The organism is Mycobacterium colombiense (genome assembly GCF_001665835.1).
Taxonomy (GTDB): domain Bacteria; phylum Actinomycetota; class Actinomycetes; order Mycobacteriales; family Mycobacteriaceae; genus Mycobacterium; species Mycobacterium colombiense_A.
The window spans coordinates 17,969-40,382 of record NZ_LZSX01000068.1; the positions used below are offsets into that span (position 1 = coordinate 17,969).

Annotated in this window: 21 protein-coding genes and 1 pseudogene; 15 read left to right on the top strand and 7 right to left on the bottom strand. The window is 68.3% G+C overall.

Annotated features, from left to right (window positions below; all coding sequences use genetic code 11):
• The first annotated feature begins 34 nt into the window (after positions 1 to 34).
• From A5760_RS13390 to A5760_RS13410, 5 genes are all read left to right on the top strand, one after another.
• Positions 35 to 1,162 (top strand): M24 family metallopeptidase, encoded by a 1,128-nt coding sequence (locus A5760_RS13390; protein WP_064881458.1) that lies wholly within the window; start codon positions 35 to 37, stop codon positions 1,160 to 1,162.
• Positions 1,163 to 1,197: 35 nt separating this feature from the next.
• On the top strand, positions 1,198 to 3,480 hold the full coding sequence (locus tag A5760_RS13395) for an alpha/beta hydrolase-fold protein (protein ID WP_064881598.1): 2,283 nt from the start codon (positions 1,198 to 1,200) through the stop codon (positions 3,478 to 3,480).
• 89 nt (positions 3,481 to 3,569) lie between these two features.
• On the top strand, positions 3,570 to 6,170 hold the full coding sequence (locus tag A5760_RS26160; protein WP_082279457.1) for a hypothetical protein: 2,601 nt from the start codon (positions 3,570 to 3,572) through the stop codon (positions 6,168 to 6,170).
• 11 nt (positions 6,171 to 6,181) lie between these two features.
• Positions 6,182 to 6,445, top strand: coding sequence for a hypothetical protein (locus A5760_RS26165; RefSeq protein ID WP_082279458.1), 264 nt, complete (start codon positions 6,182 to 6,184; stop codon positions 6,443 to 6,445).
• A 109-nt stretch (positions 6,446 to 6,554) separates the two neighbouring features.
• Positions 6,555 to 6,848 (top strand): hypothetical protein, encoded by a 294-nt coding sequence (locus A5760_RS13410; RefSeq protein WP_064881464.1) that lies wholly within the window; start codon positions 6,555 to 6,557, stop codon positions 6,846 to 6,848.
• A gap of 84 nt (positions 6,849 to 6,932) precedes the next feature.
• On the opposite strand, the gene A5760_RS13415 is transcribed toward A5760_RS13410, so the two are convergent.
• On the bottom strand, positions 6,933 to 7,343 hold the full coding sequence (locus tag A5760_RS13415; RefSeq protein ID WP_064881466.1) for a F420-dependent biliverdin reductase: 411 nt from the start codon (positions 7,341 to 7,343) through the stop codon (positions 6,933 to 6,935).
• Between the two features lie 35 nt (positions 7,344 to 7,378).
• Between A5760_RS13415 and A5760_RS13420 the strand changes: the two genes are divergently transcribed.
• From A5760_RS13420 to A5760_RS13435, 4 genes are read left to right on the top strand one after another with little or no spacing between them, the layout of a single operon-like run.
• Positions 7,379 to 8,128, top strand: coding sequence for an SDR family NAD(P)-dependent oxidoreductase (locus A5760_RS13420; protein WP_064881468.1), 750 nt, complete (start codon positions 7,379 to 7,381; stop codon positions 8,126 to 8,128).
• Between the two features lie 49 nt (positions 8,129 to 8,177).
• On the top strand, positions 8,178 to 9,344 hold the full coding sequence (locus A5760_RS13425) for a bifunctional cobalt-precorrin-7 (C(5))-methyltransferase/cobalt-precorrin-6B (C(15))-methyltransferase (protein WP_064881470.1): 1,167 nt from the start codon (positions 8,178 to 8,180) through the stop codon (positions 9,342 to 9,344).
• Positions 9,341 to 10,096, top strand: coding sequence for a precorrin-4 C(11)-methyltransferase (cobM, locus tag A5760_RS13430; RefSeq protein ID WP_064881472.1), 756 nt, complete (start codon positions 9,341 to 9,343; stop codon positions 10,094 to 10,096). Before A5760_RS13425 ends, cobM begins: the two co-directional genes overlap by 4 nt.
• Complete coding sequence (locus A5760_RS13435; RefSeq protein ID WP_419538245.1) at positions 10,093 to 10,824, top strand: cobalt-precorrin-6A reductase; 732 nt, start codon at positions 10,093 to 10,095, stop codon at positions 10,822 to 10,824. Before cobM ends, A5760_RS13435 begins: the two co-directional genes overlap by 4 nt.
• Here A5760_RS13435 and sigC read toward each other — a convergent pair.
• The gene (gene sigC, locus A5760_RS27350) at positions 10,813 to 11,367 is read right to left on the bottom strand and encodes an RNA polymerase sigma factor SigC (RefSeq protein ID WP_231122632.1); all 555 of its coding nucleotides are present in this window, start codon (positions 11,365 to 11,367) and stop codon (positions 10,813 to 10,815) included. The two genes, A5760_RS13435 and sigC, sit on opposite strands and share 12 nt — an antisense overlap.
• Positions 11,368 to 11,481: 114 nt before the next feature.
• Positions 11,482 to 12,192, bottom strand: a pseudogene (locus A5760_RS27575) (DUF2275 domain-containing protein); the annotation flags it as partial.
• A gap of 158 nt (positions 12,193 to 12,350) precedes the next feature.
• Here A5760_RS27575 and A5760_RS13445 point away from each other — a divergent pair.
• Positions 12,351 to 14,006, top strand: a complete 1,656-nt coding sequence (locus A5760_RS13445; RefSeq protein ID WP_064881476.1) for a PPE family protein — start codon at positions 12,351 to 12,353, stop codon at positions 14,004 to 14,006.
• On the opposite strand, the gene A5760_RS13450 is transcribed toward A5760_RS13445, so the two are convergent.
• The 4 genes from A5760_RS13450 to A5760_RS13465 are packed head-to-tail and all read right to left on the bottom strand — an operon-like array spanning position 14,003 to position 17,749.
• On the bottom strand, positions 14,003 to 15,481 hold the full coding sequence (locus A5760_RS13450; protein ID WP_064881478.1) for a precorrin-2 C(20)-methyltransferase: 1,479 nt from the start codon (positions 15,479 to 15,481) through the stop codon (positions 14,003 to 14,005). The genes A5760_RS13445 and A5760_RS13450 overlap by 4 nt on opposite strands.
• On the bottom strand, positions 15,478 to 16,104 hold the full coding sequence (locus tag A5760_RS13455; protein ID WP_064881480.1) for a precorrin-8X methylmutase: 627 nt from the start codon (positions 16,102 to 16,104) through the stop codon (positions 15,478 to 15,480). Before A5760_RS13455 ends, A5760_RS13450 begins: the two co-directional genes overlap by 4 nt.
• Positions 16,105 to 16,149: 45 nt before the next feature.
• The gene (gene cobG / locus A5760_RS13460; RefSeq protein WP_064881482.1) at positions 16,150 to 17,247 is read right to left on the bottom strand and encodes a precorrin-3B synthase; all 1,098 of its coding nucleotides are present in this window, start codon (positions 17,245 to 17,247) and stop codon (positions 16,150 to 16,152) included.
• A gap of 16 nt (positions 17,248 to 17,263) precedes the next feature.
• Positions 17,264 to 17,749, bottom strand: coding sequence for an RICIN domain-containing protein (locus A5760_RS13465; RefSeq protein WP_064881484.1), 486 nt, complete (start codon positions 17,747 to 17,749; stop codon positions 17,264 to 17,266).
• A 211-nt stretch (positions 17,750 to 17,960) separates the two neighbouring features.
• On the opposite strand from A5760_RS13465, the gene A5760_RS13470 reads away from it, so the two are divergent.
• Genes A5760_RS13470 through A5760_RS13490 form a run of 5 tightly spaced genes read left to right on the top strand, consistent with a single transcriptional unit; the run spans position 17,961 to position 22,381 of the window.
• A complete protein-coding gene (locus A5760_RS13470) occupies positions 17,961 to 18,788 on the top strand; it encodes an ABC transporter permease (protein WP_064881486.1) in 828 nt (275 codons plus the stop codon).
• A gap of 11 nt (positions 18,789 to 18,799) precedes the next feature.
• Positions 18,800 to 19,555 carry an ABC transporter ATP-binding protein gene (locus A5760_RS13475; protein ID WP_064881488.1) on the top strand — a complete coding sequence of 252 codons (756 nt, stop codon included), beginning with the start codon at positions 18,800 to 18,802 and terminating at the stop codon, positions 19,553 to 19,555.
• The gene (locus A5760_RS13480; RefSeq protein WP_064881490.1) at positions 19,552 to 20,562 is read left to right on the top strand and encodes an ABC transporter substrate-binding protein; all 1,011 of its coding nucleotides are present in this window, start codon (positions 19,552 to 19,554) and stop codon (positions 20,560 to 20,562) included. Before A5760_RS13475 ends, A5760_RS13480 begins: the two co-directional genes overlap by 4 nt.
• Before the next feature lie 11 nt (positions 20,563 to 20,573).
• Entirely contained in the window at positions 20,574 to 21,665 is a 1,092-nt protein-coding gene (locus A5760_RS13485; protein ID WP_064881492.1) for an LLM class flavin-dependent oxidoreductase, read from the top strand.
• 41 nt (positions 21,666 to 21,706) lie between these two features.
• The gene (locus tag A5760_RS13490) at positions 21,707 to 22,381 is read left to right on the top strand and encodes an alpha/beta hydrolase (protein ID WP_155764323.1); all 675 of its coding nucleotides are present in this window, start codon (positions 21,707 to 21,709) and stop codon (positions 22,379 to 22,381) included.
• Positions 22,382 to 22,414 lie beyond the last annotated feature (33 nt).

Sequence of the window (22,414 nt, forward strand, 5' to 3'; positions counted from 1 at the left end):
AGGCGACCTGCGATCGAGCATTAGCCTGGCTGCCATGGAGTCTCACCGCTTCGACACAGCAGTATATGAGCGCCGCCTGGCCGCGGCCGCCGCGGCCGCCGCCGACGCAGGCCTGGCCGGGCTGGTGATTACACCGGGGTACGACCTGCGCTACCTCGTCGGGTCGCGCGCACAGACCCTGGAACGGTTCACCGCCCTGGTGTTGCCGGCATCGGGTGACCCGACGGTGGTGGTGCCGCGGCTGGAGCTGGCCTCGCTCAAGGGGTCTGCCATCGCCGAACTCGGCCTGGCGGTGCGGGATTGGGTCGACGGCGACAATCCCTACGAACTGGTGGGCGCTGCGTTGGGCGGTGCCCCCGCCGCGACCGCCGTCACCGATGCCATGCCGGCGTTGCACCTGCTGCCGCTGGCCGGAGTGCTCGGCGTGCTGCCGGTCCTGGCCACCGATGTGTTGCGCACGCTGCGAATGGTCAAGGAGGAATGCGAAGTCGACGCGCTTCGCAAAGCCGGGGCCGCCATCGATCGGGTGCATGCCCGGGTGCCGGAGTTTCTGGTCCCGGGCCGCACTGAGGCCGACGTGGCCGCCGACATCGCGGATGCCATTGTGGCCGAAGGGCATTCGGAGGTCGCGTTCATCATCGTCGGGTCCGGGCCGCACGGCGCCGACCCGCACCACGGGTATTCGGATCGCGAACTGCAGGTCGGTGACATCGTCGTCGTCGATATCGGCGGCTCCTATGAACCCGGCTACAACTCCGACTCGACACGCACTTACAGCATCGGCGAGCCGAATCCGGAAGTAGCTGAACAGTATTCGGTGCTGCAACGCGCTCAACGCGCGGCGTATGACGCGGTGCGTCCGGGCGTGACGGCCGAGCAGGTCGATGCCGCCGCCCGCGACGTGCTGGCCGCCGAAGGGCTTGCGGAGTATTTCGTGCACCGGACCGGGCACGGCATCGGCTTGTCGGTGCACGAAGAGCCCTACATCGTCGCCGGAAACGACCTGGCCCTGGCCGAGGGCATGGCCTTTTCCATCGAGCCAGGCATCTATTTCCCGGGCCGGTGGGGTGCGCGCATCGAGGACATCGTCGTCGTCACGCCCGACGGCGCCCTGGCCGTCAATAACCGGCCACATGACTTGATCGTGGTCCCGGTGGCCTAACCGACGCGGCCCTCCTTCCGCGTAGGTTGGGGGTGGTGTCAATCCTGGATCTCTCGCTGCTCCCGATTCGCATTGCACGTCACGTTGCCCACGCGGTCTTGCACCCCACCGCACCGGCACCGGCACCCACACCGACGCCGCCGGCTGAGCTCATCGTGGTCGACGGGATGCCTGAGGGTGTGCCACCTGCCGCGCGTCGCCCCGAGCGGAAACTTCCCACGCCCGCGGGTTGGCCGTTCGGTGAGGAGTTCCCGCGCACGTGCGGCGCCGGACGAGTGGCCGGCGGTGCACTGTTCTGGACCGACTTCCTCTACGACGACCATGGCGCGACCGGCATCCCGATCGGCGACCTCAAGATTCAGGCGCCGCCACGCGGCACCTACGTCTATCCCGACGGGCCCGCGGCCGGCAACGGCGCCGACATCTTCCGCGTCGCCATCGGGCTCACCGAGACCCACACCTGGTGGCGGATCGACTGGAACACCCTGCAGGACGCCTCAATTCCCGTCGCGCTGTTCACCTTCGACACCGACCCCACCCGAACCGCGGCGGAGGAGTGGCCCGCCAGCGCCGGCGTGCGCTCGAAGGGCATCGACACGGCCCTGCTGGTCTCGGGGAGCGGCGCCGCGTTGATCGACCTGACCACCCAGGTCAGGACGCCGGTCGAGCACAGCGTCGACATGCAGTCGCGGTCGTTCGTGGCGCAGGTTCCGCGGTCGCTGGCGGAGCCCACGGGCAGTTGGACGGTCCGCCTGGTCGCGGGGTTGGCCAACGCGGCGGGGGACGGGTTCGCCGACGTGTCCGCCCTGCACGGTGCGCTGCCCGGGCAACCCAACGTCTACAACGTGGCGTTTCGCACCAACGAGCAGGAGTCGCCGCACCTGAACTTCTGGTCGGATGCCGCGCAGGCCGCCGCCCTGACACACGGCGACGTCTCCGAGTTCGCGCTGACGGTGCCGTGGGCCCGGCTGGCGGCCGGCGAAACGGCTCCCGAGCCGGTGATCACCGGCCCGTCGACCCGGTGGTACGTGTCGTCGGTCGAACTCGGCCAGGGCCTGCAACAAGGTTGGGCCGCCAACGACATCTTGAGCACCAAGCCGCAATTCCTCGGCCGGGTGCAGCCATATTCGATCTGCCTGCCGTCGAGCTACGCGCCGGGGCGCATGCTGCCGCTGACGTTGCTGCTGCACTCGCTTTCACTCGGGCAGAGCCAGTTCGCCGCGATCGACCCGCGGCTGCTACACGAAGTGTGCGAGGGCCGCGACTCGGTGGTGGTCACGCCGTTGGCCCGGGGGCCGTCCACCTGGTACTTCGACACCGGCGAACTCGACGTCTGGGAAGTATGGGCGCGGGTTGCCGAACAACTGGGCACCGATCCCAATCGCACTGTGCTTTGCGGCTATTCGATGGGCGGGTATGCGACGTACAAGCTGGGGCTGAGCTACCCGCAGGTGTTCTCGCAGGCGGTGGTGCTGGCGGGGCCGCCGACGTGCGGTGTGCGGCTGCTGCCACACGTCGATCTTCCCGCCGACCTCGATTTGGACTCACCCTGTGCCCGTGAGGGTGATACCTGGAAGCTGCTGGTGAACGCCCGATGGCTGCCGTACGTCATCGCCCACGGGCTGCTTGACGAACTGGTGCCCTTCGCCTCGGCCGCCGAGCAGGTGCTGGAGTTGGACCGGCTGGGTTACCGGCACCGGTTCAGTGTTTACCCGCTCGAGGATCACATCGCCTGGGTGTTCCAGGACAAGTTCGAGGATCCGATCTCCCACATGGGAACCGCTGTGCGCCAAGCGGATCCGGGACACATCACGTTCGCCTGGTATCCGCAACTGGTGCGCGCCGATCTGGGTATCGGGCCGCACCAGGTGTGGTGGTTGTCGGAGCTGGCCGCAGCTCCCGAGGTGACCGCGCGACGCGGGGCGGTCGCCGAAGTCGACGCGCGCTCGTACGCGCGGCCGGATCCCACGCACGCCATTCGGCACCATCGCGGCGTCATTCCCGGTTTTGAGCCGACGCCCGGGCTGTACAGCGAGCTGGACTGGTACGTGGGACGCTCCGTCGGCCCGCTGCCGTATCTGACGTTGCGCCTCCAGGGTGTTGCCCGCCTGAGCGTCGATGTCGCGCGTGCCGGGCTGGCCGCGTTGCCGAAGTCGACCGTCACGGTGACCACCGATGTCGCCGCCCAGATCGCGCTCGCCGGCCTGCCTGCGGGGGTTGATGTGCAGCTCGACGGGGAACCGGCCGGGACGACCGTGACGGTGTCGCCTGGACGACACCGCATCACGTTGACGGCCGGACTGGCTGTTGATGGCTGAATTGTCGTGCCGAGTGATCGTGGCTAGCTTGGCGAAGCGATCATCGGGTGAATAGCGGCGACGGGCGGACCTGAGCGAAAATTCCGCACGTGGCTCCCTTGGCTGTCGACCCTGAGGCGTTGTACGCCGCGGGTAGCGCCGTGGCCGCGGCCGGGGAGGGTTTGGCCGCGAGCCTGACGGTGTTGGTCGCAGGTTTCTCGGCCCACACCGGTTTGGATGCCGCAGGCACGATCTTCGGGCTGGCGTATCAGGATGGGGCGGAGAAAATCCTGAAGGCCGCTGCGGCGGGCATCAACGCGTGCCGGCAATGCGGGGCCCGGATCCAGCAAGGCGCAGCGAACTATTCGAAGGTGGAAGCGGCCTCGACGCTAGGTGGCGGTGCCGGTGTCTTGCAGTCGCCGCCTGAGCCGCCTAAGACCAACCCTCCCGGGCCGCCGGGGACGTGGGGCAAAGGGGAACCACCGCCTTTGCTTTGGGCGGTAGTGGAGTCCTTCGTCGACGATGTGTGGCCGGACGGCGACGTTGAGGGATTGCATGCAGCGGCTGGTCGTTGGCGCGATTTTGCCGCGACGGTGAGCGGTATGAAAGGCGCACTCAACGCCTCCAAGTCGGTGTTTGACGGGCAACACCTGCCCGAAGGCGACAAGATCGATGATGCTTTATCGAAGATAGGCGACTGCCTAGCGCAGGTCGGCGATGTGTCCGGGAAGTTGGCGACGAACCTCGACAATTTCGCCAATCAGGTGAATCAAGCTCATAACCATATTCGAGACCTGTTGAACCGGTTGGGGTCGCTGACCGATCTGGGCCACGACCTGATGTTGATCGTCAAGGGTGACGCGCTCGACGAGATCAAGAAGATTGCCGATGACATCAATGGCGTTCTGCACGACTTGGGGCGTGAAGCCCGGGCCGGTGAGCAGGGCGTCAAGGTAGGAATGCAGGTCATCGACGGGCTGGTCGTCAAGCTCGAAAAGTACACGCGAGGCCAGCTCAAAGACTTTCTCGGTGATGCGGTCGGAAACCAGGTGGCGAGCGTCTTCGACACGTGGTTGAACGCGAACGAGGGTGTCCTCAAGGGCGCTGTCGGCATGGCGACCAGCATGGGTGACCTTCTCCCGGTCTGGAGTGCCGTCGATCCCGAGGGGTACGCGGCGACCTGGACTGGGTTGGCCAAAAACGTTTGGAAAGGCAGTCTTTTCAACGCCCTTCTCAACCCCAAGGAGGCTGGGGAAACACAGCTGCAGCAAATCAAATCCCTGCTGCACGTTGAAGATTGGAGTCGGGATCGGCCGGGATTGGGGTTTGGCGAGAACCTATTCGATTTCAGCACGTTGTTCATACCCGGGGCCGGTGAAGCGGGCGCTGCGGCTGATGGTGCTGGGGCTGCCGCACGAGGCGCCGAGGCCGCCGGTGCGGCAGGTCGTGCCGGCGAGAAAGCGGCCGGTGGACTTGGGGAGATTGCGGGTGCCCGCGGTGCCTTCGCCGGTATCTCCAAGACAGGTGGCGATCTGACCAAAAGCCTCGAAGGCGTCACCAAGGATCTGCCCGAGATCAAGCCTCCTGCGAGCGGCAGTCCGGTGGCATTGCCACCCGGCAAGCCGACTGAGCCGCCGGTCGAGTCGGCACCTCGTCCGGCCGACGGCGCTCCGGGCGCGCCTCACGGCTCGGCGCCTGCGGCAACGTCGCCGAGTCCGGCGGGCCCGAGAGCGGACGCCCCCTCCGGCCCGCACGAACCGGCGGGTGCTTCTACCGGTGGCCCGCACGAACCGATGTCGGTTCCGTCCGCCGGTTCGCCCGCCGCAGCAGTGCCGACCGCTGCCGGTGAGCGCTTGCCATCGGCGCTTCCGCAGCCGATTGACCATTCGCCGCCGGTGTCCGCCAGCGGATCTCCCGGCGGCGCATCACCTTTCGATGCCCACTCATCGGCGCCGCCGACGCCGGCATCCCCGCACTTCGCCCCTCCGAACGGTCACCCGGCTGAAGTGCCAACGCCCGGCGGTGGCTGGCACGGGCCTGGTGATGGCGGTCCTCCGGGCGGACACACGCCGGGAGAACCACCGCATGGTGCGAAACCGGATGGAGACGGCGACGGCGGTCCGCCGGGAGATCGGCCAGACGGCAAGGCTCCGGACGGTGACGATCCAGCCGGGCAAGGTCATGATCCTGACGACACGCATCCTTCGCACGGCGACGATGGGTCGGCGGACGGGCTCACGGCGGAGAAGCGCGACGAAATCATAGCTATGCCCAAGGGAGCTCGCCCTGATCCTTCGGAGTACTTGTCATCACAATATGTTGAGAGTCATCTGCGAAAATTCCACGATGGCGCAACCCGATTTATGCCGGAAAGCAATCTCGAGAAATACGGTATCGCTCAGCGGGATGGTACATCATTTGTGATGCCCAGTCATGAAGCAGATGCAATGACGGCAGCCACCGCGGGAGACTTGCGGGCAATGGAGAACGAGCTCGGATTACCTCGAGGGTTTTTGGACTCCAATAAGATTGTCAGGATAGATATCGCTGACCCAGAAGGCTTCAATCTGCGCGTTCCATCCGGTAACGAGGCCGGTGCGAACGAACAATGGATTCCCGGCGGTGTCTTACCTAATGGCGCATCGGAGGCTGTCATAGATGGTGGATTGATATCGCCCGACCACTACACTGTAACTGATGTCTTCGAGTAGAAAGAAATGTTATGAAATTTGATGACACATATTTTTCGCGAGAGGATAGATACTCGATCGGCGTCGAGTCGATGTCGGGCCGCTACTACGCGTCAATACCGGTAAGCAATGGGATCGTCGACTACGAAGAATATTACGAACTTACACTGGGTCAATATCACCAATTCCTAGCCGACAGGCAAGCGGCAGTCGATTTCATTGAAGCTTGTCGTCGGCACGAGCATGACGATCTACTCTTACAACAACCTGGCAGTAATCGCGGGACTCCCGTTTAAGGGTGGTCGGACGCCAGGACCGTGGACCTCCAACTTTCGTTAAGATCATGATCACCGATCCTGAAACAGACACTGATACAACGGTTTTCGAGCGAAGAAGCAGCTGAGGATGGATCCGGCAACCATCAATGCCGCAATCGTCGTAGCTATCGGCGACACCGCTGTTCCGCATATCGACCAACAGAAGTTGCTCGAAGTGTACGGGCCAGCGCAAGCCGAATCGCTAATGGCGCAGGTTTCCGACCTGGTGCACGAGGCCGTTGCGATGCCTATCGAATGGGGTAACAAGACGTTAGCGGAGGGCGTGAACGATATCCTGCAGCGTTTCCATGAAAAGCATCCGGAGTTATCTCAGGAAGCACTGCACGAGATTGGCCGATGTGTGGGATGGAATCTTCGTTAACTGATATGCCAAGTTCGGCACACGGTTACACCAAGAATTCGATCGCCTGTGCACGGTGGTGGGTAAGAGGCTGCAACAGACTAACTACTCGCCCCGGTCCAACAGGTCCGACGACCCCAGCACTCGCTCGATCTGAACCTCGATGACCACGCGTCGCGGGTTGGGTCGCGGCGTGCGGTAGCGCTGGGCGTACCGCAACTCCGCGTCGCGCACCGCGTCGACGTCGTTGTTGACCTTGGACCGCCCCTCCAGCGACAGCCACCGCGCGCCGTCGACCTGGCTGAGCACGGCCATTCCGCCGCGATCGGCGTTGACCGCCTTCTGCGAGCCCCCGGTGGTGATGACCCGCGCGATGTGCGTCTTGGGGTCGAAGGTGAAACCGACCGCCACCACGTGCGGTGAATTGTCGGCTCGCAGCGTGGTCAGCATGGCCAGATGGCGTTCCGACAAAAACGCCAACGCGTCGTCGGTGAGCCGGGTAGTGGTATTCGCCATCACCGCTCACGCTAGCGCAGGTGATAATCGCAGCCGTGGACGACACGGGCGCAGGTCCAGTACTTATCCTGGGCGGCCGCAGCGAGATCGGGATCGAGCTGGCGCGACTCCTCGCGCCGGGCGCGACGGTCGTGCTGGCCGCCCGCAAGGCCGATCACCTTGCGGAGCAGGTAAACGCGCTCAAAGCCGCCGGCGCCGCGGGGGTCGACACCAGGGAATTCGACGCCGACGACCTGGCCTCGCACGGCCCGCTGGTCGCCTCGGTCGTCGCCGACCACGGCCCCATCGGCACCGCGGTGCTGGCGTTCGGCATCCTGGGCGACCAGGCCCGCGCCGAAACCGACGCCGCGCACGCGGTCGCCGTCGTCCACACCGACTACCTCGCCCAGGTCAGCCTGCTCACCCATCTGGCGACGGTCATGCGCAAAGCGGACACGGGCCGCGTGGTGGTGTTCTCCTCGATCGCCGGCGCACGCGTGCGCCGCGCCAACTACGTCTACGGCTCGGCCAAGGCCGGCCTGGACGGCTTCGCCAGCGGCCTGGCCGACGCGCTGCACGGCACCGGGGTCCGGCTGCTGATCGCCCGGCCGGGATTCGTCATCGGCCGCATGACGGAAGGCATGACGCCCGCACCGCTGTCCAGCACGCCCGCGCAGGTGGCCGCCGCCACCGCGCATGCGCTCGCGAAGGGCCGCCGCACCGTGTGGATTCCGTGGGCGCTGGGCCCCGCGGCGGCGGTGATGCGACTGCTGCCGCAGTTCGTCTGGCGCAGGATGCCGCGATGATCCGCGCCGCTGACGATGCAGAGCGACGCGATGAGGAGGAGCGGGGCTCATGATCATCGTGGTCGGTATCGGCGCCGACGGCATAGCCGGCCTCGGTGAGGCATCGCGCGCCGAACTCCGCAGGGCTGCAATCGTTTACGGCTCCAAGCGGCAACTCGACCTACTCGACGACACGGTGCGCGCGCCCCGGCGGCAGTGGCCGTCGCCGATGTTGCCCGCGCTGCAAACGTTGCTCGACGAACACTCGAGTGACGTGCACGTGGTGGCCAGCGGCGATCCGCTGCTGCACGGCATTGGGGGCACCCTGATCCGCCTGCACGGCCGCGACAACGTCAGGGTCCTGCCGCACGTGTCGTCGGTGACGCTGGCGTGCGCGCGGATGGGCTGGAACGTTCACGACACCGACGTGATCAGCCTGGTCACCGCGCCTCCGCACACCGCGGTGCGTCGCGGCGGTCAGGCGATCGTGCTGGCGCAAAGCAAGTCCACACCAACGGAGCTCGCCGCACTGCTCACCGCGCATGGCCGCGGCGATTCGGAGTTCACCGTTCTCGAACGACTCGGCGCCCCGGACGAGCACCGGCGCGACGGCACCGCCCGCGACTGGGCCGACGACCGAGATCTCGACGACCTCAACGTGATTGCCGTGCGATATCTGCCCGACGAACGCGTCTCACCCCTGCCCGACGACGCCTTCACCCACGACGGGCAGATCACCAAGCAAGGCATCCGCGCGGTGACGCTGGCCGCCCTGGCGCCACGCCCGGGGGAGCGATTGTGGGACGTCGGCGCGGCCTCGGGCAGCATCAGTGTGGAGTGGTGTTTGAGCGGAAGAGGGTGCAGCGCAGTGGTATTCGAAAGCCACGAAGAACGCCGGCGCAACCTCGAAGTGAATGCCGCGGCCTTCGGAGTCAGCATCGATGTGCGCGGCGAGGCCCCCGGCGCGTTCGACGGCGCCGAGCCGCCGTCGGTGATCTTCATCGGCGGCGGACTGACCCAACCCGGCCTGCTCGACGCCTGCTGGGCCAACCTGGCCGTCGGCGGGCGGCTCGTCGCTAACGTGGTCACCACCGAGTCCGAAGCCGTTCTGACCCAAGCGCATCAGCGCCTGGGTGGTCAGCTGCGACGCTTCCAGCACTATCACGGCGAGCCGCTGGGCGCCTTCACCGGCTGGCGCCCGCAGTATCCCGTCACCCAGTGGGCGGTGACCAAGTGACGGTGTATTTCATCGGCGCGGGTCCGGGTGCTGCCGACCTCATCACCGTGCGCGGCCAGCGGCTCCTGCAAACCTGCCGGGTGTGCCTGTATGCCGGCTCGATCATGCCCGACGACCTGCTGGCGTTGTGCCCGCCGGACGCGAAAGTGGTTGACACCGGCCCGCTGACGTTGGAGCAGATCGTCACCGAGTTGAGCGAGGCACACGCCGCCGGCCTGGACGTGGCGCGGCTGCATTCCGGTGATCCGTCGCTCTACAGCGCACTGGCCGAGCAATGCCGGCGGCTCGACTCCCTCGGCATCGACTACGAAATCGTGCCCGGCGTACCGGCTTTCGCCGCCGCGGCGGCCGCGCTGAAGCGCGAGCTCACCGTTCCCGGGGTGGCGCAGACCGTGACACTGAGCAGGGTGGCGACCCTGTCGACGGCCATGCCGCCCGGCGAAGACCTGAAGACCCTGGCCCAATCCGGCGGGACCCTCGTCCTGCATCTGGCCGCCGCCCAGATCGACTCCATCGTCCCGCAGCTTCTCGAAGGCGGCTATCAACCCGAAACACCGGCAGCCGTTGTGGCTTTCGCGAGCTGGCCGCAAGAGGCGGTGCTGCGCGGCACCCTCGCGGACATCGCCGGGCAGATGCACCGGGCCAACATCACCAAGACCGCCGTCATCGTCGTGGGCGACGCGCTGACCGCCGGCGGCTTCGCCGACAGCTACCTGTACTCGACCGGGCGCGCCCGGGGGAGCAGGCATTGATGCGCGTCCTGCTGCTCGGCGGCACCGGCGAGGCGCGCGCCCTGGCGAAAGCCCTGCACCCGCGCGTCGACATCGTCAGCTCCCTGGCCGGGCGCGTTCCGGATCCGGCCCTGCCGGTCGGCCCGGTCCGCATCGGCGGCTTCGGTGGTGTCGAAGGACTACAGAGATGGCTGCAAGACGAACGCATCGACGCCCTCGTCGACGCCACCCACCCGTTCGCGGCGACCATGACGGCGCACGCCGCCGACGCGTGCGCTGACTTGCGGATCCCTTACCTGATCCTGGCCCGCCCGGCATGGGACCCGGGCACCGCCATCGTCGTCGACTCGGACGCTGACGCCGCTGAAACCGTTGCCCAGCAAGGCTATTCGCGGGTGTTTCTCACCACCGGACGCTCGGGCGTGCGGGCCTTCGCCGGCAGCGACGCGTGGTTTCTGATCCGGGCGGTCACCGACCCCGATGCGTCCGCGCTGCCGCGTCATCACCGGGTGCTGCTGTCCCGCGGACCGTACGGCTACGACGATGAGTTCGCGCTGTTGCGCGACCACCGCATCGATGCCCTGGTCACTAAGAACAGCGGCGGGGACATGACCCGCGCGAAGCTGGATGCGGCGGCGGCGCTGGACGTTCCGGTGGTGATGGTGGCGCGGCCGCCGCTACCCGCCGGGGTTTTGACCGTCGGCACGGTGGCCGAGGCCGCCGAATGGGTTGGCGCGCTAGCCCGTTAGGTGGCTGCGCTCACCGTCGGCCAGCAGCGCGTCGCGGGCGCGCGCAACCCGGGAGCGGATGGTGCCCACCGGGCAGCCGCAGACCGCGGCGGCGTCCGCGTAGGGCAGGCCGAGCAGCTGGGTGAGCAAAAGCGCTTCGCGCTGTTCGGCATTGAGGTTCGCGATCATCGTCGTCACCTCGACCACGTCCTCGAAACCGCGGGCGTGCCGGTCCCCACGCACCACGTGTTCCGGATCGGCGCCCTGGGCGGCGCGGGGCCGCGATTGCAGGTGGCGGATGTGGTCGGCCACGACGCGGCGCGCGATCGACAGCAGCCAGGTCCGCGCGCTCGAGCGCCCGGAGAATCGCTCGATGGCGCCGATGGCGCGCAGGAAGGTTTCTTGAGTCAGATCGTCGGCGTTGCCCGTATCCGACAGATAGGCGACGAACCGCCACACGTCTTGCTGGGTGGCCTTGATGAACGACTCGAGCGCTCGCGAGTTTCCGCGTGCGGCTGACAACGCGAGCTCGGTTACGGCCTCGTCGTCGCTCGGCGCGGTCATGCCCAACCACCTTTGTTGTGCGAGTTTTCCGATTCTACGACGGCTCGTCGTAGAGGACGCGGTGGGGTCGATGGCCGCGTGGTTGATGGGGCGTAGGTGCCCGCGCCGCCGACCACCGGGTGAGTCCGCCGCCCAGGCGGGAAAGTCGGCGTCATCCGAGGCATCTGAACCGCGCCGTCGGTGCGAGCCCACCCGTTCCCGCGCCACCAGCAATGCGAACGCCAGGCCCAACAACAGGGGCATGTGGCTGGCGATGCGGGTCGCGGTGACTTCGCCGTCGAAGGCGTCGACGATCACATAACCCAGCAGCGCAACGGAATAGACACCGGTGATTGCGGCCACCCCCGACGCGGATGCGGGCCACACGCCGGCGGCGATCATGGCCAGACCCAGCGCCAGCAACCAGGCCGTCGACTCGTGCATCAGGTGCTCGCCGGACATCGCGCCGTGCATGTGACTGGACACCATGCCGAAATCGATTCCGCTGATTTGGGCGGCGGCGATCGCCACCTGGAAAAGGCCGACGGCGATCAGGCCCCACCGCCGGTAGTGTGACCGCAACCAGCGCATCCGGGTCTGGTGTCCGGTGGGCTGCTCGCCGATGCTGGCCATGATCTTCTCGACCAGATCGGGTCCGTCGGCGGGAGTCACCGACGCCAGCCGCCGCGTCTGCACCGCCGCCCCTATCAGCCAGGAGCGGCAGCCGCGGCAGGATTCGAGGTGGGCGTCGACTTGCTGCGCGAGCACCTGCGGACGCTCGCCGTCCAGTCGAGCCGACAGCGCTTCGCGCGCAATCTCACACCGCATCCCTGCATCGTTGCGCATGGCCGGGCCGCGCGCAAAGACTCGCGGAATCTAGGGGCAGAACGAAATCGCAGGGAACTTATTCGTGCCGACAACCGACCTCTGATCGAACGCATCGCCCAGCCCGTCCACAAGTTCACCGAAGAGGTATTCGTGCTCTTGCCTGAAGGCCCCCGACGATGACCGCCCCGATCTGGATCGCGTTTCCGCCCGAAGTGCATTCGACGCTGCTCAGCAGCGGGCCCGGCCCCGCGTCGCTGCTGGCCGCCGCAACGGCATGGTCGTCGCTGAGCACCGACTACGCGACCGCGGCCGCCGAGCTCAGCGGAGTGTTGGGCGCCGTGCAGGCGGGTTCGTGGGACGGACCCACCGCGGACCAGTACGTGGCCGCACACGCCCCTTACCAGGCCTGGCTGCTGGAGAGCGCGGCCAAGAGCACCGCGGCGGCGAGCCTGCACGAGACCGCGGCCACCGCCTACACCGCGGCCCTGGCCGCCATGCCGACGCTCGGCGAACTCGCGGCCAATCACGCGGTGCACGGGACGCTGGTCGCCACGAACTTCTTCGGGATCAACACCATCCCCATCGCCGTCAACGAGGCCGACTACGCGCGCATGTGGGTACAGGCCGCCACGACGATGACCACCTATCAGGCCGTCAGTGCATCGGCCCTGGCGGCGGTCCCGGCGACGACGCCCGCGCCGACGATCGTCGTGCCGGGAGCGGAGGCGGGCACCGCAAGCGTCGCGGCGGTACAGGCGGCCGCCGTGGCGCCGGCCTCGGATTCCGGCTCCAACCTCAACAACGCGGATACCTCGAGTGCCCAACAGCAGGCCACCACGGCGACGCAGACCTACCCGTCCTGGCAGGACCAGCTCACGGCTTGGCTGAAGCAATACACCCAGAACTTCGCGTGGCCGGTGTCGGAAGAATTGAATCCCAACGGCTGGCCGTTTCCGCCGGTGCCGTGGGTCAACAGTCTCGCCTCGTTCTTCGGGCAGCTCGGACTGTCGCCGGCCCTGTCGAGCGCGCTGGGCTGGGCCATCTTCCACACCCTGATGATCTTCTGGCCGTTCATCCAGCTCGCGATCCAGATGGCGGTGGTGCTCGCACCGGTCGTCGTCGCCGCCATCGGTGCGGCAGCGGCGGGCGGGGTGGCGGCCGCGGTCACCGCGATCAGCGTCGCGGTCCCGCTCTCGACGCCGGCGCCGTTGCCGGCCGTCGCGGCGGCACCGGCACCGGCAGCCGTTCCGGCGCCGACGATCGCCACCGCGCCCGCCAGTGTGAGCCACGTGCCGACACCGTCGACCGCCCCCGCGACGACCGTCGCCGGATCGGCGGGCGGCGGACCCGTCGGTGGGGGACCCGGCGTGGGCTTCGGTCCCACGGCGACCGACGGCATCGGAGCGAACGTGTCCAACGCCCTGTATGCGGTGGGGCTTTCGGGACTGTCGGCGCGCGGCAGCGCGAGCAGCCGGTCGCGACGTAAGTCGGAGGAACCGTCGTCCGACGACGTCGAAGCACCCGCCGCCGCGGCCGCGGCCGCCGCGGCCAAGAAAAAGGCCAGGGCCCGCAGGCGCCGCGGTGGCACCGTCACCGAGCGGGCGTACCGCTACGAATTCATGGACTTGGACGACGGTGTGGATCCAACCGGTGACGGCGAAGACCCTTACGCCGCAAGCCCTTCCGAGGACAGTGCCGGACCGCTCGGATTCGCCGGTGCCGCAGGAAAATCCGATGCCGCGCAGGCCACCGGGTTGGTGACGTTGACCCGTGACGGGTTGAGCGGCGGCCCCACCGTGCCGATGATGCCGAGCACCTGGGACCGCGACTAGCCCTGGTAGCGCCGCGGCGTGAAGACCCGATCGGCGGAATCGTGTGAGTACCACTGGGTTTGCGACGACCCGACGATCAGCAGGCAGCGCATGTCGATCTCGCCGGGATTGAGATCGGCCAGCCTGACCACGCGGACGTCTTCGTCGGGGCCGGAGACGTTGCGGCCGATCACCACCGGGGTACCGGGTTCGCGGTGGGCCAGCAAGATTTCGCGCATCGCGCCGACCTGCCAGGTTCGCGTCTTGGACGCGGGGTTGTAAACCGCCAGCACCAGGTCGGCGGCCGCGGCGGCCTGCAGCCGCGCGGAGATCACCTCCCACGGCTTGAGGCGGTCGGACAGCGAGATCACCGCGTAGTCGTGCCCCAGCGGGGCGCCGACCCGGCTGGCCACCGCCTGGGCGGCGGTCATCGCCGGAATCACCCGGACCTGCACGCCCGGCCATTCTTTGGCCTCTTCCAGCACCGCGGTCGCCATCGCGAACACACCCGGGTCACCCGACGACACCACCGCCACGGCGCGGCCCTGCTCGGCCAGCGCGCACGCCAGCCGGGCCCGCTCGGGCTCGTCGCGGTTGTCGCTGGGGTGACGCTGCTGGCCGTCGCGGGCCGGGACGCGGTCCAGGTAGCCGCCGTAACCGATCAGGTCGGTCGCCGCGGCCAGCTCGCGCCGGGTCTGCGGCGTCATCCAGTCCATGTCGCCGGGACCCAGTCCCACCACCGCGACGCTGCCGGCGGCGGGGGTGCGTCGTCCGCGCTGCCCGCCCGGCAGGATGGCCAGCGAGAAGTATGGGACGCCGGCCTCGTCGACGTCGGCGGCGGGCAGTATGCGTTGGGTGGCGGTGCTGGCCCGCTCGACGTAGAACGCGTCGTCGAGCTGTCCCGACGCCGAAAGCGCTTCCCGCACAGCATGATACGAACGTCCAAGCTTGAGCACGACGGCGGCGTCGGCGTCGGCGAGTCGACGGGTCAGCTCTTCGACCGGCAAGGTGCCCGGCAGCACCGACAGCACCTCGTCGCCGGCCACCAACGGTGTCGCGATGGCCGCCGAGGCGGCGCTCACCGACGTCACGCCGGGGACGATGACCGCGTCGAACCGCTCCGTGAGCCGGGTGTGCAGGTGCATGTAGGAGCTGTAGAACAGCGGATCGCCCTCGGCGAGCAGGGCGACATTGCGACCGGCGTCGAGGTGCGCCGCGATGCGCTCGGTGGCCTCGACGTAGAAGTCCTCGATCGCACCGGCATAGCCGCCGGGATGGTCGGTCGTCTCGGTGGTGACGGGATAGACCAGGTGCTCCTCGATCTGACCGGGCCGCAGATATGGTTCGGCGATACCGCGCGCGATGCTGCGGCCGTGCCGGGCGCTGTGATAGGCCACCACGTCGGCCTCGCCGATTACCCGGGCGGCTTTGACGGTCACCAATTCCGGGTCACCGGGCCCCAGCCCGACGCCCCACAGGACGCCCCGGTTGGTCATTCGCGGTCGCTTGCGATCGCGTTGACGGCGGCGGCGGCCATGGCACTGCCGCCACGACGGCCCCGCACCACCAGATACGACGTTCCGCGCGGGTTCTCGATGAGCTCCTGTTTGGATTGCGCCGACCCGACGAAACCCACCGGCCCGCCCAGCACCCCGGCCGGCGGGGCCAACCCGTCATCGATCAGTTCGAGCAGCCGGAACAGCGCGGTCGGGGCGTTGCCGATCGCCAGCACCGCGCCGGGCAGCCGGTCCGCCCACAGCTCCACTCCGGCCGCCGAGCGCGTGGTCTGCCGACGGGCGGCCAGCTCCGCCGCCCGCGGATCGGCCACCAGCGACACCACCTGGTTGCCGGCCGGCAGCCGCGCGGCGGTGATCCCGGCGGCCACCATCGACGAATCGCACAGCACGGGAGCGCCGCCGCGTAGGGCCGCGCCGACGCGGTCGACGACGTCGTCGGTGAACGCGACGTGCTCGGCGACGTCGACCTGGCCGCAGGTGTGGATCAACCGGACGACCACCCGTGCCACGTCGGCGGGGAATCGCGCCAGGTCGGCTTCGGCGCGGATCGTCGCGAACGACTGGCGATAGATCTCCGCCGCGTCGCGGATGTAGTCGAGCACCCGCCCACTTTAAGGCTCACCCACGCGGCGACCCGCCGCACCCGGCTACAGCCGCCGGTATCCGTCCGGTGTAGCCACCAGCACCTCGCCGGCGAGGGGACTGCCGCACGCCCGGTCGCAGCCGACGAAGTGCCGGTGCACCGTTGAGTCGGGATCCAGCGATCGCGCGGCGTCGGCCCGCACGTCGGCGGCCGAGCTCGCGCAGCCGGGGCTGCCGGTGCAGGCGCTGACGGTCAGCCAGGGGGAATGCTCGTCGAACACCAGGCCCAGGGGCGCCAACACCCGCAGCGCGGTGTCGGCCACCTCTTCATTGAGGTCACACACCAGCACCGAGCGCCACGGCGTGATCACCAGCGGCGCGTCGATCGCGGCCAGGTACTCGGCGACGCGTGCCGGCAGCACACCCAGAGGCACCGCAGCGCCCAGCGTCACCCGCCCGTCGTCCTGGCCGATCCAGCCCACCGGCGCCGCCTTGGTGACGGCCGGAAAGGGTGTGGCGCGCGGCTCGGCGCCGGGTAGCAGCCGCCGAATGTCGTCCAATTCCTGGACGCGCCAGGCTGTTCCGCGGATGTCGACAAACCGCGTCGCGAGAGTGATCAGCGTCTCGACCACCTCGCCGGCCGCCAGCCGGACACCCGTATCGCGCCCGGCCAGCAACAGGGCACAGCCCTCGGGGGACGCGTGCACCCCGACGTCGGCGCGCAGCCCCGAGACGTCGGCGCGCCCGTCGTCCAGGCTGAACCAGAACCGGCCGCCCAGTTCTGCGAGCCTGGGCTCGGCGCAGAGGGCGGCATCGAGCTCGCCGACCCAGCGCCGGACGTCGAGGTGTCCTCCCGAGCGCCCCGACAGCGGTGACGCGACGATGTTGCGGACCCGCTCGTGCGTCGTCGACGGCAACAGGCCCGCGGCCGCGAGCGCTTCGCCCACCGCGGTCACGTCGGTCAGCCCGCGCAACTGCACGTTGCCCCGGGCGGTCAGCTCGAGCGTTCCCGACCCTGACTGGTTACTGACGGCGGCCAGCGCGGCCAGCTGCGCGGCGGTGATCATGCCGCCGGGCAGCCGGATCCGGGCCAACGCGCCATCGGCCGCCTGGTGCACCTGCAGCGCACCCGGGCATGAGTCGGTGTCGCGTGCTCGGGGCATGGTTCACCGTACGACGTTACGCAACGCTGTCCCATTGTTCGTCGGTCACATCGGCGAGGCAACGGTAGGCGATCACCGGGACCCCAGGGTTCGCCACGCCACCGTTGATGTTGAGACAGGGACCTAGGGCGCTGGTCACCTGGCCGTTGGGCTGGATACTCCAACGCGCGTTGTTCGGATTGGTCTGGCAGCTCGAGAGGATCACCGGGGTGGTATCTGCTGGGCTGCTGATGCTCGCGCACTGCCCGGCGAAGGCCGCGCTCTCGATCTGACCGGCCGCGTTGAAATTCCAGAGCTGGGACGTCGACCCGTTGCAGGCGTTGATCATTGTCGGGGCGTTGTTGCCGTTCGGGCCGTCGAGACACCAATTGCCCATTCGGCTCTTCAACTGGACCGGGCCGGCGGCACTGGCCACACCAGCGCTCAGCAGCGCGACACCGAGCCCCGCGCCGGTTATGACAAGGGCCCGGCACACACCGCCCATCAGCTGTGATTCATGCATTTCAGTTCCATCTCTCGGCCCGGCCCGCCATCTGAACCAGGCGGTTTGCCGCAGGTAACAAGTACCCCGGCCTGCGGGAATCATGCCCGCGGCGCCTGCACCGCCCTTGCGACGAGCGTGCATTCACTGCGAGATTCCGGCCGCCCGGGATTGCCTTCAGCCAGACGTAAACCCTTACCCCAGCCCCCGGCCGCGCCATAGCGTCGGCACAGTGAGCATTGCCACCGCGCTCGACGCTGCGCCGAGCAAGCCGGGCGGCGCCCCATCCGGCGGGCCGAGCGGGTTATGGGCGCGCCGCAAATGGGAAGTCGTGCGCGTCGCGTCGCCACTGGCGCTGCTGGCGCTGTGGCAGCTGGGCAGCGCGCTCGGCGTGATTCCCGCCGACGTGCTCCCGGCCCCCTCCTTGATCCTCGAGGCGGGCGTCGAGTTGACCCGCAACGGCCAGCTCGCCGACGCCTTGCACATCTCCACCGTCCGCGTTGTAGAGGGGCTGCTGCTGGGCGGGATCATCGGGATCGTGGCGGGCGCGGCGGTCGGCCTGTCCCGCTGGGTCGAATCGACCGTGGACCCGCCGATGCAGATGATCCGGGCACTGCCGCACCTGGGACTGATCCCGCTGTTCATCCTCTGGTTCGGAATCGGCGAGTTGCCCAAGGTGCTGCTCGTCGCCCTGGGGGTGATCTTCCCGCTTTACCTCAACACCTTTTCGGCAATCCGGCAGGTCGATCCCAAGATGCTGGAAACCGCTCAGGTACTGGGCTTTTCGTTCTCGCAGCGGTTCACCCGGATCATCGTGCCCAGCACGGCGCCACAGGTGCTCGTCGGCTTCCGCCAATCGCTGGCCATCGCGTGGCTGACCTTGATCGTCGCCGAGCAGATCAACGCCGACAAGGGAATTGGTTTCCTGATCAACAACGCCCGCGATTTTCTGCGAATCGACATCATCATTTTCGGGCTGACCATCTACGCGCTGCTGGGCATCATCACCGACGCGCTCGTCCGGCTCATCGAACGCCGCACGCTGCGGTACCGACACTGAAAGGTCCAGGCTTGACACTCATCGCGGAATCGTCCGCCGCCACCCGCGGGCGGACTGACATCGCCGGCGAGCTGCGCCACGTCGACAAGTGGTACGGAAACCGGCAGGTGCTCAACGACGTTTCGGTGCGGGTGCAACGCGGCGAGATCGTCGCGCTGGTCGGCCGCAGCGGCTCGGGCAAATCGACGGTGCTGCGGGTGCTCGCCGGACTGTCGGATGACCACAGCGGGCAGCGCACGGTGGCCGGCGCACCGGCGCTGGCCTTCCAGGAGCCGCGCCTGTTTCCGTGGCGCGATGTGCGGACCAACGTCGGTTACGGGCTCACTCGCAGCCGCCTCCCGCGGGCGCAAGTCCGGGATCGCGCCGACCGGGCGCTGGCCGACGTCGGGCTGGCCGACCATGCCGGGGCGTGGCCGCTGACCCTGTCCGGCGGTCAGGCGCAACGTGTTTCGCTGGCCCGCGCGCTGGTGGCCGAGCCACAACTGCTGCTGCTCGACGAGCCGTTCGGTGCGCTGGACGCGCTGACCCGGCTGGCCATGCACACCCTGCTGCTGGATCTGTGGCGCCGGCACGGGTTCGGGGTGTTGCTGATCACCCATGACGTCGACGAAGCGGTCGCGCTGGCCGATCGTGTGCTGGTGCTCGACGAGGGCCGCGTCGTGCACACGCTGACCATCGAGGAGCCTCGCCGCGCACCGGGTGATCCCGGTGCGCACACCGAGCGGCATCGCGCGGAGTTGCTGGATCGTCTTGGTGTGCGGCTTTGACGCGGGGTTTCGTCGCGCTGGCCGCGACGGTCGTATTCCTGTTGGCCGGATGTGTCTCGCGCACAGCGAGTTTGGGGCCCAAACCGCCGCCGGCCCCGGTGCCGCTGTCGGAGCTGACCGGTCTCACCCTGCAGGTGGGGGACCAGAAGGGTGGCACCGAAGCGCTGCTGCGCGCCGCCGGGCAGCTGGACAACCTGCCCTACCGCGTCGCGTTCTCGACGTTCACTTCCGGGCCGCCGCAGGTCGAGGCGGCCACCGCGGGCAAGATCGACTTCGCGATCACCGGCAACACGCCGCCGATCTTCGGGGCCGCCAGCAACGCGAAGATCAAGGCGGTCTCCGCGTACGGTGGCGGCGGGGCGGGCAATCGCGTTCTGGTGCATGCCGATTCGCCCATCACGTCGGTCTCCGACCTGCGTGGCAAGGCGATCGCCGTCGCCAAGGGCAGCTCGTCGCACGCCAACCTGCTGGCCCAGCTGGACAAGGCCGGGCTCAAACCCGCCGAGGTAAAGTTCGTGTTCCTGCAGCCCGCCGACGCGCTGTCGGCGTTCAGCCAGCATCAGGCCGACGCCTGGGCCATCTGGGATCCGTATACGGCCCAGGCCGAACAGCAGATCCCGGTGCGCAGCATCGCCGAGGCGCAGGGCGTCACCAATGGCGACTGGGTGGGCGTCGCATCCGACCAGGCGCTGGACGACCCGAAGCGCAACACCGCGCTGTCCGACCTGCTGGTACGTTTCGAGAAGGCCGTACAGTGGGCCAGGGCTCACCCCCAACAATGGGCCCAAGACTATTCCGCCGCAGTAGGATTGGATCCCCAAGTGGCGGCGGTCGCGGCGACGCGCAGCCTGCGACTACCGACCGAACTCGGTGACGACGTGGTCGCGTCGGAACAGAAGCTGGCCGATTTGTTCGCGGCCGCAGGCCAGCTCGCATCGTCGCCCCGGTTTGCCAACTGGGTCGACCGTCGATTCAATGAGGCGTTGCGACAAGGCCTCGCCAGCTGATCTGAGGAGTTATGGCGGCAAAGTTCTTCTGGTTCCTGCCGACCACCGGCGACAGCCGATCCATCGTGGGTGGTTCGCATGCGTCGTCGCACCACGTGGTTCCGGCGAGTCATCGCAAGCCGACGCGCCGCTATCTGGCCGAGGTGGCGCGCGCCGCGGACCGGCTCGGCTACGAGGGCGTGCTGACTCCCACCGGGACCTGGTGTGAGGACGCGTGGTTGACGGCGTCGGCGCTGCTGGCCGAGACGGAACGGTTGAAGTTCCTGGTCGCGTTCCGGCCGGGCCTGGTGCCGCCGACGCTGGCCGCGCAGCAGACCGCGACGCTGCAGCGCTTTTCGGATGGCCGGGTGCTGCTCAACGTCGTCAGCGGTAGCGACGACCGCGAGCAGCGTCGCTTCGGTGACTGGCTCGGCCACGACGAGCGCTACGCGCGCACCGGCGAATTCCTGCACATCGTCAGTTCGGTGTGGCGGCGGGAATCCGTCGACTTCGAGGGCAAGTACTACCACGTCGAAGACGCACGGGTGTCCGAGCCGCCGGATCCGTTGCCGCAGATCTATTTCGGCGGATCCTCACCGCCGGCACTGGCGATCGCGGCCGAATACGTGGACGTGTACCTCACCTGGGGTGAGCCGCCGCAGGCCGCGGCGGAGAAGATCACCAAGGTTCGGGCGCTGGCCCAGGAGCGTGGCCGCAACGTGCGGTTCGGGATCCGGTTGCACACCATCAGCCGCGACACCTCCGCTGCGGCATGGGCCGTGGCCGAGGAACTGGTCAGCGAACTTAGCCCCGAGCAGATCGCGAATGCCACTGAGCAGCATGCACGTTCGGAATCCGAAGGGCAGCGCCGCATGACCGCGCTGCACGGCGGCCGCCTCGACAAGCTGGAGATCTACCCGAACCTGTGGGCCGGAGTCGGGCTGGTGCGCGGCGGTGCGGGCACCGCGCTGGTCGGCAGCCACCAGGAAGTCGCCAACCTCATCGCCGAATACCACGCGCTGGGCTTCGACGAATTCATCCTGTCGGGCTATCCGCATCTGGAAGAGGCCTACTGGTTCGCCGAGGGAGTGCTGCCGATCCTGCGCAACAAGGGCGTTGCCTGATGGAGGATTGAACACGCGTCAGTATGGGCATCCTCGTGCCCGTGAGGACGGTGGAATATGCCCCCGGCCGGTGGGCCGATGTCTTCGGCGAGCCGGCGCCGTCCACGATCTTGCTGTGGCACGGCGCGCAAACCGACGCCCGCGCCGCCGTCGGCCCCTTGGCCGGCATGCTGGCCGGGCGGTCCGCGGTGGTGGTGGCACCGGACTGGAACTCCCACGCCGACGACTGCGGGCGGGAAGATCTGCTGCGGTCGCTGGAGTTCACCCGCAACCTCGCCACCGACGCCGGGCGCATCCTGCTTGTCGGGTGGTCGATGGGCGGTGCCGCCGCGGCGGGCGTGACGCTGCACGCGGCGCAATTCGACTTCGCTCCGGCGCACACGGTGTGCCTCGCCGGGGCCTTCATGGCCCCCGATCCGATTTCCGGTGCGCCGCTGACCGTCGGGCTGAGCGCCGTCGAGGTCGGTTCGCCGTTCTCGTTGCTGCACGGCCTCGACGATGACGTCGTGCCGGTGGACGCCAGCAGGGCTTTCGCCGCCCGGCTGGAACGTATCGGTTGGCCCGTGGAGGTGGTGGAACTGGCGGCCGATCACGGGTCGATCGCCGGCGCCGACTACGACGCCCTCGCGGACCGCTACGAACCGGCGAAGGACGGCCCGGCTCGAATCATGGCGCAACAGGTCGCCGGCCTGATCGCGGCGATGCTGGGCGGTTGACCGGTCCCAGTAGGCGCGAGCGCGCCTCGTTGC